15 protein-coding genes are annotated in these 15,050 nt (G+C 67.5%); 9 read left to right on the top strand and 6 right to left on the bottom strand.

Annotated features, from left to right (window positions below):
* Positions 1-33 precede the first annotated feature (33 nt).
* From RCO27_RS12960 to RCO27_RS12935, 6 genes are all read left to right on the top strand, one after another.
* Positions 34-1,860 carry an ABC transporter ATP-binding protein/permease gene (locus RCO27_RS12960; RefSeq protein WP_309003082.1) on the top strand — a complete coding sequence of 609 codons (1,827 nt, stop codon included), beginning with the start codon at positions 34-36 and terminating at the stop codon, positions 1,858-1,860.
* Between the two features lie 126 nt (positions 1,861-1,986).
* Positions 1,987-4,044, top strand: a complete 2,058-nt coding sequence (locus RCO27_RS12955) for an EAL domain-containing protein (protein WP_309003215.1) — start codon at positions 1,987-1,989, stop codon at positions 4,042-4,044.
* 73 nt (positions 4,045-4,117) lie between these two features.
* Positions 4,118-4,537: an NIPSNAP family protein gene (locus tag RCO27_RS12950; RefSeq protein WP_309003081.1), complete on the top strand. Its 420-nt coding sequence runs from the start codon at positions 4,118-4,120 to the stop codon at positions 4,535-4,537.
* Between the two features lie 48 nt (positions 4,538-4,585).
* Positions 4,586-6,397: a DNA helicase RecQ gene (gene recQ, locus RCO27_RS12945; RefSeq protein ID WP_374990380.1), complete on the top strand. Its 1,812-nt coding sequence runs from the start codon at positions 4,586-4,588 to the stop codon at positions 6,395-6,397.
* Positions 6,397-6,714: a hypothetical protein gene (locus RCO27_RS12940; RefSeq protein WP_309003079.1), complete on the top strand. Its 318-nt coding sequence runs from the start codon at positions 6,397-6,399 to the stop codon at positions 6,712-6,714. The genes recQ and RCO27_RS12940 overlap by 1 nt, the downstream gene beginning before the upstream one ends.
* Positions 6,711-7,118: a TIGR01244 family sulfur transferase gene (locus RCO27_RS12935; protein WP_309003078.1), complete on the top strand. Its 408-nt coding sequence runs from the start codon at positions 6,711-6,713 to the stop codon at positions 7,116-7,118. Before RCO27_RS12940 ends, RCO27_RS12935 begins: the two co-directional genes overlap by 4 nt.
* Here the strand turns inward: RCO27_RS12935 and RCO27_RS12930 are convergent.
* Genes RCO27_RS12930 through RCO27_RS12910 form a run of 5 tightly spaced genes read right to left on the bottom strand, consistent with a single transcriptional unit; the run spans position 7,087 to position 10,522 of the window.
* Entirely contained in the window at positions 7,087-7,305 is a 219-nt protein-coding gene (locus tag RCO27_RS12930; protein ID WP_309003077.1) for a DUF2007 domain-containing protein, read from the bottom strand. The two genes, RCO27_RS12935 and RCO27_RS12930, sit on opposite strands and share 32 nt — an antisense overlap.
* A gap of 5 nt (positions 7,306-7,310) precedes the next feature.
* On the bottom strand, positions 7,311-7,847 hold the full coding sequence (locus RCO27_RS12925) for a DUF924 family protein (protein WP_309003076.1): 537 nt from the start codon (positions 7,845-7,847) through the stop codon (positions 7,311-7,313).
* Positions 7,844-9,274: a metalloprotease TldD gene (tldD, locus tag RCO27_RS12920; protein ID WP_309003075.1), complete on the bottom strand. Its 1,431-nt coding sequence runs from the start codon at positions 9,272-9,274 to the stop codon at positions 7,844-7,846. The genes RCO27_RS12925 and tldD overlap by 4 nt, the downstream gene beginning before the upstream one ends.
* 47 nt (positions 9,275-9,321) lie before the next feature.
* On the bottom strand, positions 9,322-10,314 hold the full coding sequence (locus RCO27_RS12915) for a hypothetical protein (RefSeq protein WP_309003074.1): 993 nt from the start codon (positions 10,312-10,314) through the stop codon (positions 9,322-9,324).
* A gap of 13 nt (positions 10,315-10,327) precedes the next feature.
* A complete protein-coding gene (locus RCO27_RS12910) occupies positions 10,328-10,522 on the bottom strand; it encodes a zinc-finger domain-containing protein (protein ID WP_309003073.1) in 195 nt (64 codons plus the stop codon).
* A gap of 215 nt (positions 10,523-10,737) precedes the next feature.
* Here RCO27_RS12910 and RCO27_RS12905 point away from each other — a divergent pair, with 215 nt between their 5' ends.
* Positions 10,738-11,667 (top strand): ABC transporter ATP-binding protein, encoded by a 930-nt coding sequence (locus tag RCO27_RS12905; RefSeq protein WP_309003072.1) that lies wholly within the window; start codon positions 10,738-10,740, stop codon positions 11,665-11,667.
* Positions 11,660-13,249: an L-aspartate oxidase gene (nadB, locus tag RCO27_RS12900; protein ID WP_309003071.1), complete on the top strand. Its 1,590-nt coding sequence runs from the start codon at positions 11,660-11,662 to the stop codon at positions 13,247-13,249. The genes RCO27_RS12905 and nadB overlap by 8 nt, the downstream gene beginning before the upstream one ends.
* A 78-nt stretch (positions 13,250-13,327) precedes the next feature.
* Here nadB and RCO27_RS12895 read toward each other — a convergent pair whose 3' ends face one another.
* Positions 13,328-13,813, bottom strand: a complete 486-nt coding sequence (locus RCO27_RS12895) for a MarR family transcriptional regulator (protein ID WP_309003070.1) — start codon at positions 13,811-13,813, stop codon at positions 13,328-13,330.
* Positions 13,814-13,888: 75 nt separating this feature from the next.
* Here RCO27_RS12895 and RCO27_RS12890 point away from each other — a divergent pair, with 75 nt between their 5' ends.
* On the top strand, positions 13,889-15,025 hold the full coding sequence (locus tag RCO27_RS12890; RefSeq protein WP_309003069.1) for a serine hydrolase domain-containing protein: 1,137 nt from the start codon (positions 13,889-13,891) through the stop codon (positions 15,023-15,025).
* Positions 15,026-15,050: the final 25 nt, after the last annotated feature.

The raw sequence follows: 15,050 nt of genomic DNA, 5'->3' as shown, positions 1-15,050 counted from the left end.
ATCCGCGCGCGACGCGCCTATCTAGCGACGAAGATGGCAAGCGATGCGACCGAGGCGACGAGAATCCCCGACGAGGCGGGATGGCGGACGCTGCGGCGCTTTCTTCCCTATCTCTGGCCACGCCACAGCCTGAACCTCAGAATCCGCCTGATCGTCGCGCTGCTGCTGGTGCTCGCGGCCAAGGCCATCACCCTGTTGATGCCGTTCGCCTACAAGGGCGTGATCGACGGGATGGCGCCGGGCATGGAGCCGGCGGCGATGCTCGCCGTCGCCTTGGTCGTCGCCTATGCCGGCGCGCGCTTCGGCGGGGTGCTGTTCGACAATGTGAGGAACGGCGTCTTCGAGAGCGTCGGACAGGACGCGGCGCGGCGGCTGTCGGTCGACGTCTTCCGCCATCTCCACGCCTTGTCGCTGCGCTTCCACCTCGAACGGCGGACCGGCGCGCTCACCCGGATCGTCGAGCGCGGGACCAAGAGCATCGATTCGATGCTTTACTTCCTCGTCTTCAACATCGGGCCGACGGTGCTCGAGCTCGGCGCCGTCTGCATCATCTTCTTCGTCAAGTTCGGCTGGGGGCTGGTGGCGGCGACGCTGGCGATGGTCGCGGCCTATGTGTCCTTCACCCGGCGGGTGACCGAATGGCGATTGAAGGTCCGCAAGCAATGGACCGAATATGACCAGCGCTCGACCCAGCGGGCGGTGGATTCGCTGCTCAACTACGAGACGATCAAATATTTCAATGCCGAGGAGATGGAGCGGCGGCGCTACGACGAGGCGATCGAGCGGCTGACCCGCACCACGGTCAAGGTCGAGACCTCGCTGGCAGCGCTCAACATCGGCCAGTCGCTGATCACCAACGTGATGATGGCGGGCGCGATGGGCTACACCGTCTGGGGCTGGAGCCGCGGTCAGTTCACCACCGGCGACGTGGTGCTGGTCAATACGCTGCTGATCCAGCTCTTCCGGCCGCTCGACATGCTCGGCTTCGTCTATCGCGAGGTGCGTCAGGGCCTCATCGACATGGCGGCGATGTTCAATCTGCTGGATACGCCGGCCGAGATCCAGGACGTGCCGGGCGCCGCGGACCTTGCCGTCACCGCCGGCCATGTCCGCTTCGAAGGCGTGCGTTTCGGCTACGAACCGGGACGCGAGATCCTGAAGGGCATAGATCTCGACGTGCCGTCGGGAACGACCGTGGCTGTGGTCGGGCCGTCGGGGGCGGGCAAGTCGACATTGTCGCGTCTGCTCTACCGGTTCTACGAGCCGACGACCGGCCGGATCACGATCGACGGGCAGGATATTTCAGGTGTGAAACAATCCTCGCTCCGCGCCGCGATCGGCATCGTTCCGCAGGATACGGTGCTGTTCAACGACACGATCGGCTACAATATCGGCTATGGCCGGGAAGGCGCGAGCCAGGCCGAGATCAAGGCGGCGGCGAAGGGTGCCGCGATCCATGACTTCATCGCCAGCCTGCCGGACGGCTATGATTCGACGGTCGGCGAGCGCGGCCTCAAGCTCTCCGGCGGCGAGAAGCAGCGCGTCGCGATCGCCCGCACCCTTTTGAAGGATCCGCCGATCCTGATCCTCGACGAGGCGACCAGCGCGCTCGACAGCCGCACCGAGGCCGCGATCCAGGAAACGCTGAGCGGCGTCGCTGCGCGCCGCACCGCGATCGTCATCGCCCACCGCCTGTCCACCGTCGTCGATGCCGACCAGATCGTCGTGCTCGATGCCGGCCGGGTCGCCGAGCGCGGCACCCATGCTGAATTGCTCCGCAGGAATGGCCTTTATGCCGAGATGTGGGCCCGCCAGCAGAACGAGCGCGAGGCCGAGGCGGAAGCCGAAGCCGCGGAATAGTCTGCCTTTGCGCACAAATAATCCGTTACCTGTTTACGGTCTCGTAACGCTCCGCCCCTCATGACACCGGTCCCCTTGTTCGGGGGGTCTCTTGGGTTCCGGTTGAGGAGGTGGGCCTTGATCGACGTGGCGCTCTGCATCGCCGTCGAGCATGATCCGTGGCTGGTGGCGCTGGCCGTCATCATCTGCTGCGCCGGCGCGTTCGCCATCGTGCAGATGTTCGAGCGCGCGCGCAGCACGCCCGGTGCCCAGCGCTTCGCCTGGGCCTTCCTGACCTCGGTCGCCGCCGGCGCCACCATCTGGTGCACCCATTTCGTCGCCATGCTCGCCTTCGAGGCACGGGCGCCGGTGACGCTCGATCCGGTGCTCACGATCGCCTCGCTGGTGGTCGCGGTGACCGGCTGCTTTGTCGGCTTCGCCACCGCCGCCTGGGGTTCGAAGGACATTTACGGCGCCGTTGGCGGCGCGCTCTTCGGCCTCGCGATTTCGGCGATGCATTATACGGGCATGGCCGCCTATCGCGTCGACGGAATCGTGACCTGGGACAAGCCCTACGTCGTCGCGTCGGTGCTGTGCGCCATGATCTTTGCCGGCGCGGCGCTCACCGCCCTGCGGCCGAACAAGGTCGCACGCCACCGGCTCGCGCTCGGCACCGTCCTGATCGTGCTCGCCATCGCCTCTCTCCATTTCGTCGCGATGACGGCGATGAACATCGCGCCGCTCGCGCTGGACGCGACGCCGCTGCGGCCGGAAGAGCTGCGCGCGCTGGCGCTGGCGACCGCGCTGGTCGGCGCCATCGTGATCGCGGCCGCCGTGTTCGCGGCGCTGATCGACCGTCAGACCCGATCCGACGCGCGGCGCGACCTCACCTACATGGCGTTCAACGACACGCTGACGGGCCTGCCGAATCGGCGCGGCTTCCAGGGCGAGCTCGAGCGGCGGATCGAGATGGCGCGGACCACCGAAACCCAGGTCGGCCTCTGTGCGATCGACCTCAACCGGTTCAAGGAGATCAACGATCTCTACGGCCACAAGGCCGGCGACGACGTGCTCGTGCTGATCGCCCATCGCCTGCGCACGGCGCTCGGCCCCGGCGACCTCGTCGCCCGCCTCGGCGGCGACGAGTTCATCGCCGTCACACGGTTCAGCGACCGCGCCCACCTCACCGCCTTCGCCAACAGGCTGAGCACGATCGTGAAGGCGCCGATGTCGCTGGGGCATTTCGAGGCGCGGCTTGGCGCGAGCATCGGCGTCGCGGTCTTTCCGCAGGATGCGGAAGATGCGGGCACGCTTGCCAACAATGCCGACCTCGCCATGTACCGCGCCAAGACGGAGGGCGCGCCGGGCCCGCGTTACTACAATTCGCAGCTCGACGAGGCCGTCCGCGAACGTCGCGAGCTCGCCAACGACCTCAGGCACGCCATCGAACGCAACGAACTCGAGGTCCATTACCATGTGCAGACCCGGGCCGCGACCGGCGCCGTCACCGGCTATGAGGCACTCTTGCGCTGGACCCATCCAACGAAGGGTCCGATCGCGCCGTCGGTGTTCATCGCGATCGCCGAGGAGCACGGCCTGATCCTGGCGCTCGGCGAATGGGTGCTGCGCCGGGCCTGCGCCGACGCGATACGCTGGGAGCATGAGTCCAAGGTCGCGGTGAACGTCTCGCCGCTGCAGCTCGCCCACGCCGATCTGCCACAGCTGTTCCACCAGGTGATGGTCGAGACCGGCCTGTCCCCACGGCGGCTCGAAATCGAGCTGACCGAGAGCGCGATCATGGCCGATCGCGAGCGGGCCCTGTTCGTGCTGCGGCAGATCAAGGCGCTCGGCGTCGGCGTCGCGCTCGACGATTTCGGCACCGGCTATTCGTCGCTCGAGACGCTGCGCGTCTTCCCGTTCGACAAGATCAAGCTCGATCGCTTCTTCACCGCCGAGCTCGAGGGAAGTCCGCAGGCGACCGCGATCATCCGCGCGGTGCTGGCGCTCGGCAAGAGCCTCGCCATTCCCGTTCTGGCCGAAGGCGTGGAGACGCGCGCGCAGCTCGATATCCTGCTGCGCGAGGGCTGCGACGAGGTACAGGGCTTCCTGTTCGGCTATCCCGCATCCTTCGACGCGACGGCCCGACAGGCGCACGCCGCGGCTGGCGGGATGCTGCCTGCCCTGGGAGTCGAACGGGCGGCCTGAGCGCTGCGGCGGCGCCATGGACGCGGCGCCGATGCGCCACTAGTTACGCTCCGCCATCTCGTGGAGACGCCCCATGAAGCTTGCCCTGACCCTTGCACTGGCGGCCCTGGCATCGGCGACGGCCGCGGGGGCCCGGGAAGACCCCGTGCCGCGGAGCGGACCCGTCCAGCAGCTCAGGATCTACCGGCTCTATGATGCCTCGCGGATTGCTTTCCACGAGCGGTTCCGCACCCATGCGACGCGGATCATGGCACGCTACGGCTTCGACATCGTCGCGATGTGGGAGGCGCGGAGCGACGGCCGGCCCGAGTTCGTCTATGTGCTGCGCTGGCCCGACGAGGCGACGATGCGGCGCGCCTGGGAAGGCTTCATGGCCGATGCGGAATGGGCCGAGATCAAGCGCCAGACTGCGGCCGAACACGGGCCGATGGTCGAAAGCATCCAGGATCGCACGCTGCATCTTACCGACTATTCGCCGCCGATCGGCAGTTGAGGTCGTATCAGTTCTTTTGTTCTTCTTATGTTCTGATATGATTCGCGAATGCGACTCGACTTTTCCCTCAGGACTGACTTTGGGACACTGGTGACGACGCCGCACGACATTCTCCACCGGGTCTTCGGATTCCAGGATTTCCGGGGCGTCCAGGAGGAGGTGATCGGCCGGGTCATGGTCGGGAGGCATACGCTGGCCGTCATGCCGACCGGGGCCGGCAAGTCGCTCTGCTATCAGGTGCCGGCGTTGGCGCGGGCGGGGACCGCGCTGGTGATCTCGCCGCTGATCGCGCTGATGCACGACCAGATCCGTGCGGCGGAAGGCTTCGGCATTCGCGCGGCGGCGCTGACATCTGCCGACAACAATCGCGCCGAGACGATCGAGCGACTGAAGCAGGGCGCACTCGATCTTCTTTATGTCGCGCCCGAGCGGGCGACGGGTGCGGGCTTCCGCGAGCTGATCGCGCGTCTGCCGCTGGCGCTGATCGCGATCGACGAAGCGCATTGCGTTTCCGAATGGGGACATGATTTCCGGCCGGACTACCGGCTGCTCCTGCCCTTGCTCGATTCCTTTCCGGAGGTGCCGCGGCTGGCGCTCACCGCGACGGCGGACAAGCGCACCCGGGCCGACATCCTGCGGCAGCTCGGCATTCCCGACGACGGCCTGATCGTCGCCGGCTTCGACCGGCCGAACATCCGCTACCATGTCCGTCCGCGCGACGGTGTGACGGGACAGCTGAGGACTCTGCTCGGCCAGCAGCCCGGGCCGGGCATCGTCTACGCGCCGAGCCGCGACAAGACCGAACGGATCGCCGAGCAGCTCGGCGCGGACGGCCGTCCGGTGCTGCCTTACCATGCCGGGCTGGAGCCGCCGGTGCGGGCGCGCAACCAGGCGGCGTTCGTGCAGTCGGAGGAGATGGTGATGGCGGCGACCATCGCCTTCGGCATGGGGATCGACAAGCCGGACGTGCGCTTCGTCGCCCATGCCGGCCTGCCGAAATCGATCGAGGCCTATTATCAGGAGACCGGCCGCGCGGGGCGCGACGGCGAGCCGGCCGAGGCCTGGCTGTTCTGGGGCGCCGAGGATTTCGCCCGCGCCCGGCGGCGGATCGAGACCGAGGTCGAGGAGGGCCGCCGCGCCGGCGAGCGCGATCGCCTCAATGCGCTCGCCGCCTTCGTCGAGACCGCCGGCTGCCGGCGCGCGATCCTGCTCCGGCACTTCGGCGAGGATCCGCCGGAGCGCTGCGGCAATTGCGACAACTGCCTGGAGCCGCCCCAAGCCGTGGATGCGACAACCACGGCGCAGAAGCTTCTCTCCGCCGCCTTCCGCACCGAGATGCGGTTCGGGCTCGGCCATCTGACCGATGTGCTGGCGGGCAAGGAGACCGACAAGGTCCATAATTTCGGCCATCATCGGCTGAGCGTGTTCGGAATCGCCGATTCCGAGGAGCTGGCGCTGGTGAAGCCGGTGGCGCGGGCGCTGCTGGCGCGTGACGCACTCAGGGCCGACGAGTTCGGCGGGCTTTCCTTCGGGCCGGGTGCGAAGCCGATCCTCAAGGGTGAGGCGCGGCTGGAGATCGTCCTGCCGCCGAAGCGAACGACGCGGCGGACGCGCAAGGGCGCGCAGGACTATCCGCACGATCCGCTGTTCGAGGCGCTGCGGGCGCGGCGGCGCGAGCTGGCCCAGGAAGCGAGCGTACCCCCCTATGTGATCTTCCACGACAGCACCTTGCGCGAGATGGCCGAGCTCAAACCGACAACGCTGCACACTTTGGCCAACGTGTCCGGCGTGGGCGCGGCCAAGCTGGAACGCTATGGCGCCGCGTTCGTCGAGGTCATCGCAGCGATGGAGGCAGCGTGATGAAGGCGATCCTGATTGGCCTCGCACTGGCGAGCGGAACCGCGCAGCCGGCGCCGCTCGACGAGGCGACGCTGCGCACCTATCCGGACGCGCGCGGCATGCCGGCGGACGTCCAGCAGTTCATCGTCCAGTGGCAGGATTGCGCGCACTGGATCGGCGAGCCGGCCTGGAACGCGGAGCGTCAGCGGCAGATCAACGAAGCCGTCGCCGAGATCTGCCCCGGCGTCGATGCGCGCGGCGCCGCGCTGCGCGAGCGCTACGCAGGCAATGAAGAGGTGCTGGCGCGGATCGCGCGCTACGAGGCGCTCGACCAGTGATCGCCCTCGACGAGAAGGTGCGCGTCGCCGGGCAGATCGCTCCCTCCGATCTTCCCGCCATTGCCGCGACCGGCGTGACCCTGATCGTCAACAACCGCCCGGACGGCGAGGAGTTCGGCCAGCCGACGGGGGCCGACATAGAGACGGCTGCGCGGGCGATTGGCCTTGATTATCGCTACATTCCCGTCGCGGGCGGGTTCTCGCCCGATCAGGTGTCGGCGATGGCCGAAGCGCTGGACGCAGCGGCAGGCGAGGCGCTCGTCTTCTGCAGGTCGGGGACGCGCTCGGCCTATTTGTGGGCGCTGGCCCGCGCCGCGCAGGGCGTGGCTGGGGCGACGCTGATCGTGCAGGCATCGGCAGCCGGCTACGATCTCAGTCCGCTTCGGAACCACCTGCTTCGCTGAGGATCCGCCGGGCCTCGGCGAGATCGTCCTCGTCGACCATCAGCCGCACCGGGATCAGGAAGCCGACGCCTTCCAGCGTCATGTTGAAGTCGAACATGAAGCAATCGATGCCGGCCGCCTCGAGCCGGCCCTGGACGATGCCCGCCTCCAGGCTGTTGTAGAATTTGCCGAGCTCGACCAGCGCCATTTACGTCACCAGGGGACCACGTCGCCGGCCGCCAGCTCCATCGCGGTGGGCTTGCGGCCGAGCACGGCGTTTCGGTGCGGGAAGCGCCCGAACCGCTCGATGACATCATGGTGCTTGCGGGCGTAGAGCAGCATCTCCTCATCGCCCAGGGCGGTGAACAGGAGCAGCGACTGGAGCTGGTCCTTCATGTCCTCGCTGTGCTCGAACGGCATGTAGAGAAAGATGCGCTGGCCCTTGTCCATGCCGTGGTCGTAGTCGAGCTCGACCGCATTCTTGGCGATGGCGAGTGCCATATGATCGGTCGCGAACTGGTCGGCATGACCCCGGAACATGTTGCGCGGGAACTGGTCGAACAGGATGACGGCGGCGAGCGCATCCTCCTCCGAATAGAGAAAGTCGATCACCTGCCGTCCGCGCTCGCTTTGCCAGAGCGGCAGGAACCGCTCGCGGATCTCCGCGTCGAACTCGGCCGCACCGCTCCACCAGTCGTCGGCATGGCCGAACCAGAAGTCCAGCACCTCGCGCGCCCAGGGAAGGCTCATGCAGCGGTGCCGCCGACCGTCAGGCCCTCGATCAGCAAGGTCGGCTGGCCGACACCTGCGGGGACGGACTGGCCGCCCTTGCCGCAAATGCCGATACCCTCGTCGAGCGCCATGTCGTTGCCGATCGCCGCGACCCGGGTGAGCACGGTCGGGCCGTCGCCGATCAGGGTCGCGCCCTTGATCGGGGCGCCGAGCCGGCCGTTCTCGATCCGGTACGCCTCGGTGCAGGAGAAGACGAACTTGCCGCTGGTGATGTCGACCTGGCCGCCGCCGAAGCTCTTCGCGTAGATGCCGTTCTTCGCGCGAGCGAGGATCTCGCCGGGATCATCTTGGCCGCCGAGCATGAAGGTGTTGGTCATGCGCGGCATCGGCGCGTGGGCGAAGCTTTCGCGCCGGCCATTGCCGGTCGGCGCGACGCCCGTCAGCCGGGCGTTCAGGCGATCCTGGATATAGCCTTTGAGGATGCCGTCCTCGATCAGCACGTTGCGCTGGGTCGGGGTGCCCTCGTCGTCGATCGCGAGGCTGCCGCGGCGGCGGTCGATCGAACCGTCGTCGATCACGGTGACGCCGGGCGCGGCGACTTGGCTGCCGATCCGGCCCGAGAAGGCGCTGGTGCCCTTGCGGTTGAAATCGCCCTCGAGGCCGTGGCCGACCGCCTCGTGCAACAGCACGCCCGGCCAGCCGGGGCCGAGCACGACGGTCATCTCGCCGGCCGGCGCGTCGACGGATTCAAGGTTCACCAGCGCCTGTGCAAGCGCAATATCGATGGCGCGGTTCCAGGTCTCGGGCTTGAACAGGTCGTCATAGAGATAGCGGCCGCCGAGCCCATGATAGCCGGTTTCACGGCGGCCATTCTGCTCCGCCATGATCTGGACGTTGAGCCGGACCAGCGGCCGCACGTCATGGGCGACGAAGCCGTCGGGGCGGACGATCTCCACCACGCTCCAGGTGCCGGCGAGGGTGACGGTGACCTGGGCGACGCGCGGATCGCGGGCGCGCGCCGCCGCGTCGATCTGCTGGCAGAGTTCGACCTTCTCGGCGAACGGGATGAGGCCGAGTGGATCCGCACCGGTGTAGAGATTGGCATTGGTGCGCCGCGGCGGGGCCGGACGGGGACCGGTCGCCGGATCGAGAACCTGCATCGTCTCGGCTGCGCGGCGGATCGCCGCCTCGCTGATGTCGTTGGCCTGCGCGAAAGCGGTAGTCTCGCCCGAGACGCCGCGCAGGCCGAAACCGGCCTGGGTATTGAAATCGGCTGTCCTGAGGCGTCCGTCGTCGAAGCTGAAGCTCTCCGAGGCGGTATACTGGAGGTAGAGCTCGCCGTCGTCGCAGCCCTTGAGGGCATCTGCGGTGAGGCGGAGCGCGGCATCGGGATCGAGGCCGTCGGGGCGATAGAGGAAGCGGCGCGGATCGATGCTCATCCGCATGGATATAGGCGATTTGGCCGCTTGTGGAAGGCGTCGCGCTGGATCGGCTATTGCCGGGCCGGCGTCGCGGCGAGGTCGCGGACCAGCGCCGTCAGGGCGGCGTCGAGGCTCGTTCGCCCGGCAAGATAGGGGTCGAGATGCCGGGCGAGCGCCTCCCGGTCGGGCCCGGGCCAGGCGAGGTGCCACAATTCGTTGCGGTCGGCATATGGCACGTAGCCAGGCATCGTCTCGGCCGCGACCTGACCGACCATATAGAAAAGGATCTCGTGCCAGAGATCGCGGCGAAGCGCGGCGGCATTGGCGCCCGGCCGCGCCGTTTCGGCCGCCACGAGCGCCGCCAGCCGCTCACGCAGCGGGCCGACCAGGGCATGGCCTGCCTCGTGCATGAGCATTTCGAAGGCGGCCTGGCCCTGATAGCTCTCATCGCTCGTGGCGACCGTGATCCGCGTCGGCTCGAGCGAGGTATAGGCGCCGGCAGAGTTGGCATAGGCATCGAGCGCGACCTCGATCGGCCCATCCGGCCACGCCACGCCGAAGAGGCGGGAAAGCCGCGCGGCGACGGCCGACCCATGCTCGGCGACCAGAGGTTCCGCGGCAACGCGCCATGCCTCATTCGCCTGCCGATGGGCTGGCCAAAAGCGCGCCCGGTAAACGGGCGCGGCCCGCGCGAGGATGTCGCGCAAGTCACCGGGAACCCCTGCGGAGTCGGGGCGCGCGCCATCGCCAACGGCGGTGATGGCGTCGCCGATCGCAACCATGCCATCATCGAACAGCAGGTCGCGCCGCGAGAGATTCGTCGCATACCAGCGCACCGCCTCGGACCAGGTCGCGGCTTCGCCTTGGGCAAGCGCATCCCGAACGGCAACGTCCGCAGGGCTCAGCCGCACGCGCCGGACGCGCCCGGCGGCGGGATCATGGCTGGCAAAGGCGTAGAGCGTGTGGTGGAGATTGCGCCAGAAGCCATTGCGATAGGCGAATGCCGGGTCTGCCGACGACTGCCCGAATGCCGGGGTCGCGAAGGCGAGAAGCAGGGCAGCCAATGCCGCCAGACTCCTAGGCATCCGCCGGGCCGCCCCTCAGGATGAATCGCTTGTCGCAATAGCCGCAGTCGACATAACCCTTCTCGTCGATCTGCAGATAGACCCGTGGATGGCCGAGCGCGGGCGAGATATGGGTCGCGCCGTCGCAGACGCAGCGGGCGCTGTCGGTATGGACGATCTCGGGCGTGTAGGGATCGGTGGCAGCCATGGGCGCGCTTTAGCAAGCGCCCGGGCGAGCGACAATCCGCTTAGACGGCGCCGGGACTGGCGCCGAGGGCGAGAAGCGCCGCACCCATTGCCGACAGAATGAGGGCGGTGCGCGAGAAGCCCGTGAGGTGGAGCTGCACGAACATAAGCCCATCCTATGACGACAGGGTTTACGGCTTCTTTTCGAGAGGGGTTAACGCCGCTATTGCGGGCGACATGAGCGACGCCGCCATTTCGATCCGCGATCTCCAGAAGACCTATCAGGGCGGCAAGCGCGCGCTCGACGGCGTGTCGCTGGACGTGCCGCGCGGGGAGATTTTCGGCCTGCTGGGGCCGAACGGCGCCGGCAAGTCGACGCTCATCAACATCCTGGCCGGGATGGTGATGAAGAGCGGCGGGACGGCCTCGATCTGGGGCTTCGACATCGACGCCCATCCGCGCAACGCCAAGCGCTCGATCGGTGTGGTGCCGCAGGAGATATTGTTCGATCCCTTCTTCACGCCGTTCGAGACGCTGGAGCTGTTCGCCGGGCTGTACGGCGTGCCGAAGGCGGAGCGGCGCTCGCTGGAGCTGCTGCGCGCCGTCCATCTCGAGGACAAGGCGAACGCCTATGCGCGGACGCTCTCGGGCGGGATGAAGCGGCGGCTGCTGGTCGCCAAGGCGATGGTGCATTCGCCGCCGATCCTGGTGCTCGACGAGCCCAGCGCAGGGGTCGACGTCGAGCTCAGGCAGCAGCTCTGGCACTATGTGCGGTCGCTCCATGCGCAGGGCGTGACGGTGGTGCTCACCACCCATTATCTCGAGGAGGCCGAGGAGCTGTGCGACCGGATCGCGATCATCAATCACGGCCGGGTGATCGCCAACGACACGACGCGCACGCTGGTCGGAATGGCGCAGGAGAAAGTTGTCGAAGTTGTCACGGATCGCGACATCGTTCGGGCGCCGGACGCCGCGCCCTTCGAGAAGGTGGAGCTCAAGGGCGAGCGGATGTTGGCGATCACCTACCGCAAGGATCGCGTCAACGCCGGCGATGTGCTCGCCGCGCTGCAGAAGGAGGGGCTGGGCATCGTCGACGTCTCGACCCGCGAGGCGGACCTCGAGGACGTGTTCCTGAACCTCACCCGGGCGACCGGTACGGATGGCTAATCAGAATTTCGACGTCGTCATCATCGGCTCCGGCGCAGCCGGGCTGACGGCGGCGCTGAACCTCGCCCCCAGTCTCAAGGTCGCGGTGCTCGCCAAGGGCGCGCTGAACGAGGGCTCGACCGCCTGGGCGCAGGGCGGCATCGCCGCGGTGCTGGAGCCCGGCGACACGTTCGAGAGCCATATCGAGGATACGATGGTCGCCGGCGCCGGCCTCAACAACCGCGCCACCGTCGAGTTCGTCGTCGGGAACGCGCCGGCGGCGATCGACCGGCTCGCCGACCTCGGCGTCCCCTTCAACGTCGCCGACGACAACAATGGCTGGCATCTCACCCGCGAGGGCGGGCACAGCCACCGCCGCATCGTCCATGTCGACGACGCCACCGGCTGGGCGGTGCAGGAGGCGCTAGAGCGCGCCGCCCGGGCCTATCCCAACATTACCCTCGTCCCCGACATGGTGGCGATCGACCTCGTCACCAGCCGCCACGGCGAGCGCTATTCGGGCGACGGCCATGTCTGGGGCGTTTACGCGCTCAATCGCAAGCGCGGGAAGGTCGAGACCTTCCTCGGCCGCGCGACGATCCTCGCCACCGGCGGCGCGGGCCGCGTCTACCTGTTCTCGACCGCGCCCAGGGGGGCGACCGGCGACGGCATCGCGATGGCGTGGCGGGCGGGCTGCCGGGTCTCCAACATGGAGTTCATGCAGTTCCACCCGACCTGCCTCTACAATCTGGAGGTCAAGAACTTCCTGATCACGGAGGCGGTGCGCGGCGAGGGCGGGCACCTGCTCATCCCCGAAACCGGCCACCGCTTCATGCCCGATTTCGACGAACGGGCCGAGCTGGCGCCGCGCGACGTCGTCGCCCGCGCGATCGACCATGAGATCAAGCGGCTCGGCCTCGATTTTGTCCATCTCGACATCAGCCACAGGCCGCCGGAGTTCGTGAAGGAGCATTTCCCGAACATCCATGCCAAGCTGCTGGGACTCGGCATCGACATCACCAAAGACCCGATCCCGGTCGTCCCCGCCCAGCATTACACCTGTGGCGGCGTGGTGATCGACCTCGACGGGCGGACCGACCTGCCCGGCCTCTATGCGGCGGGCGAGGTCAGCCAGTCCGGCCTGCACGGCGCCAACCGCCTCGCCTCCAACAGCTTGCTCGAATGTTTCGTGTTCGGCGAGGCGGCCGCCAATCACATCCTCGAGAATTGGGACGATCTGCCGCCGCCGCCGCCGATCCGGCCGTGGGACGAAAGCCGGGTCGCCGATTCCGACGAGGAAGTGGTGATCAAGCAGAACTGGACCGAGATCCGCCGCTTCATGTGGAACTATGTTGGCATCGTGCGCACCACCAAAAGGCTGGAGCGCGCCGCCCACCGGATCAAGATGCTCACCGACGAGGTCGAGGATTATTACGGCCATTTCCGGGTGACGCCGGATCTGGTGGAATTGAGGAACCTGCTCCAGACCGCCAGCCTCATCGTCCGCTCGGCGCTCCACCGCAAGGAGAGCCGGGGGCTGCATTATACGACCGACTATCCGAAGACGTTGCCGAAGGCGGTGGATACGGTGCTGGCGCCGTAAGTCCTACGCCTGCTTTCGATCCATCGTTGTCGTTCGGCTTATGGCGACAATGCGCCCGCCCTTCCGCTCCGGCCAGCTTCAGTCGCGGTGGCCGATCAGTGCGGCGATGCGGTCGTGGAGCGACTGTCGCGCCAGCGCCTGCTCGAGACGTGCCAAGGCCTGGGTCACCTCACCCGCTTCGGCGTCGAGACGGCGCGCGGCCTCGTCGAAAGCGCTCCACAGCGGCCGCAGCCGATCAACGAGTACTTCTCCCGACCGCGACAATGCCAGGGTGCGGCGGCGTGAGTCCCGCCGATCCGGTTCGGACAGAACGAGCCCCGCCTTTTCAAGCGACTGCCGGGTCTCGCTGACCGATGCATGGCTGATTCCCAGTGCTGCGGCGAGCTCGCTCACCGACATCGGTCCGTTCAGAGAAAGCTGGTTGATTACGCCGAACCAGCGCTGTTCGAACCTCAACCCCATCGCCGCATAGATGCGCGTTGCGTCGGCATCGATCGCGGCGCTCAGACGGCGCAACCGCGCGCCGAGCGCCGCACCGCGCATCTCCGCCACATAGTCCTTCATGGTCTCTCCCATCATTGACAGATATGTAGGTGCCTACATATATAGCCGTGAAACAGAGAAATGGGAAACGGAACGATGATGCTGAGCTCGCGGCGCGGATTCCTCGGCGGAGCGGCGGCCGGCCTTGCCAGCGCACTCCTTCCCTCGTCGGTGCGGGCGACACTTCGTTTCGACTCGTTCGTCGCCGCGCAGATGATGGCGGCGCACATACCTGGCCTCGCCCTCGGCATTGCGCGAGACGGCGCCGTGTCCTTCACCCGCGCCTATGGCTATGCCGATCTGGGTCGGCGCCAGCCCGCGACGACCGACACCATGTTCCATATCGCTTCGGTCACCAAGGTAATCACGGCGCAGGCCGTCATGCTGCTGGTCGATGCGGGCAGGATCGCGCTCGACGATCCGATCGCGCCGCACCTCGATTTCGCGATCCTCGGCGAGGCCGCAGCGGCGATCACGTTTCGACACCTGCTGATGCATATGTCGGGCATTTCCGACGCGCACTATTACGAGATCGACTTTCGGCAACGCGGCGCCGATGCGTCGATGGAGATCGGCACGCTGCTGCGCGGATATCTCGCGCCCGGGGGGCGTTACGCGCGTGGCGGCAACCTGACGCAAACCCCGGGGGCCCGGTGGGACTACAGCAATATCGGATACGCGTTGCTTGGCTATCTGGTCGGGCGGATCGCCGGGCAGGACATGCGGGACCTGACGCGCGAACGTCTGTTCAGGCCGCTCGGGCTTGGCCATATAGCCTGGACCATTGCCGAGACGCCGGCGCGGCTGCGCGCCACGCCTTATGACCTCGTCGGCGGAGCGGTCGCGCCGGTCGAGCCGGTGGGCTTCCCCGACTGGCCGGCCGGGATGATCCGTGCCTCGATCGACGACCTTACGCTGCTGATGGCTGCGGCGGCCAATGGCGGCGTGGCGCGGAGCGAGCGGCTGTCGAGCGAAGCGGTCGCAGCGGAGATGCTCAGAATGCAGAAGCCACCCGGCTTGCCGGACTGGCTGACGGGCCACGGCCTTGGCTGGCAGCAATCGCTGCTCGACGGTGTTCCGCGCATAAACCATTGGGGCGGGGATCCCGGGGTGTTCACCATGGCCTATCTGGATCCCGCGCGGCGGATCGCCATCGTCATCCTGAGCAATCTGTCGGTCACCCCCGAAAGCCGCACCGCACTCAAGGCAATCGCTGCACGGATGCTCGCCTGAGGAGGTGTTGAGCGTTCGCTTGGTC

It is taken from the genome of Sphingosinicella sp. LHD-64, from assembly GCF_031157375.1.
GTDB lineage: Bacteria > Pseudomonadota > Alphaproteobacteria > Sphingomonadales > Sphingomonadaceae > Allosphingosinicella.
Note: the sequence above shows the minus strand (reverse complement) of the source record. Positions and strands in the feature narration are given on the sequence as shown.

What these genes read in the sequence shown, in the direction of transcription:
- RCO27_RS12910 (WP_309003073.1), bottom strand. Translation starts at nt 10,522, where the DNA reads ATGGCTGCCACCGATCCCTACACGCCCGAGATCGTCCATACCGACAGC.
- RCO27_RS12890 (WP_309003069.1), top strand. Translation starts at nt 13,889, where the DNA reads ATGATGCTGAGCTCGCGGCGCGGATTCCTCGGCGGAGCGGCGGCCGGC.
- RCO27_RS12905 (WP_309003072.1), top strand. Translation starts at nt 10,738, where the DNA reads ATGAGCGACGCCGCCATTTCGATCCGCGATCTCCAGAAGACCTATCAG.
- RCO27_RS12925 (WP_309003076.1), bottom strand. Translation starts at nt 7,847, where the DNA reads ATGAGCCTTCCCTGGGCGCGCGAGGTGCTGGACTTCTGGTTCGGCCAT.
- tldD (WP_309003075.1), bottom strand. Translation starts at nt 9,274, where the DNA reads ATGCGGATGAGCATCGATCCGCGCCGCTTCCTCTATCGCCCCGACGGC.
- RCO27_RS12895 (WP_309003070.1), bottom strand. Translation starts at nt 13,813, where the DNA reads ATGAAGGACTATGTGGCGGAGATGCGCGGTGCGGCGCTCGGCGCGCGG.
- RCO27_RS12960 (WP_309003082.1), top strand. Translation starts at nt 34, where the DNA reads ATGGCAAGCGATGCGACCGAGGCGACGAGAATCCCCGACGAGGCGGGA.
- nadB (WP_309003071.1), top strand. Translation starts at nt 11,660, where the DNA reads ATGGCTAATCAGAATTTCGACGTCGTCATCATCGGCTCCGGCGCAGCC.
- RCO27_RS12930 (WP_309003077.1), bottom strand. Translation starts at nt 7,305, where the DNA reads ATGGCGCTGGTCGAGCTCGGCAAATTCTACAACAGCCTGGAGGCGGGC.
- RCO27_RS12950 (WP_309003081.1), top strand. Translation starts at nt 4,118, where the DNA reads ATGAAGCTTGCCCTGACCCTTGCACTGGCGGCCCTGGCATCGGCGACG.
- recQ (WP_374990380.1), top strand. Translation starts at nt 4,586, where the DNA reads ATGCGACTCGACTTTTCCCTCAGGACTGACTTTGGGACACTGGTGACG.
- RCO27_RS12940 (WP_309003079.1), top strand. Translation starts at nt 6,397, where the DNA reads ATGAAGGCGATCCTGATTGGCCTCGCACTGGCGAGCGGAACCGCGCAG.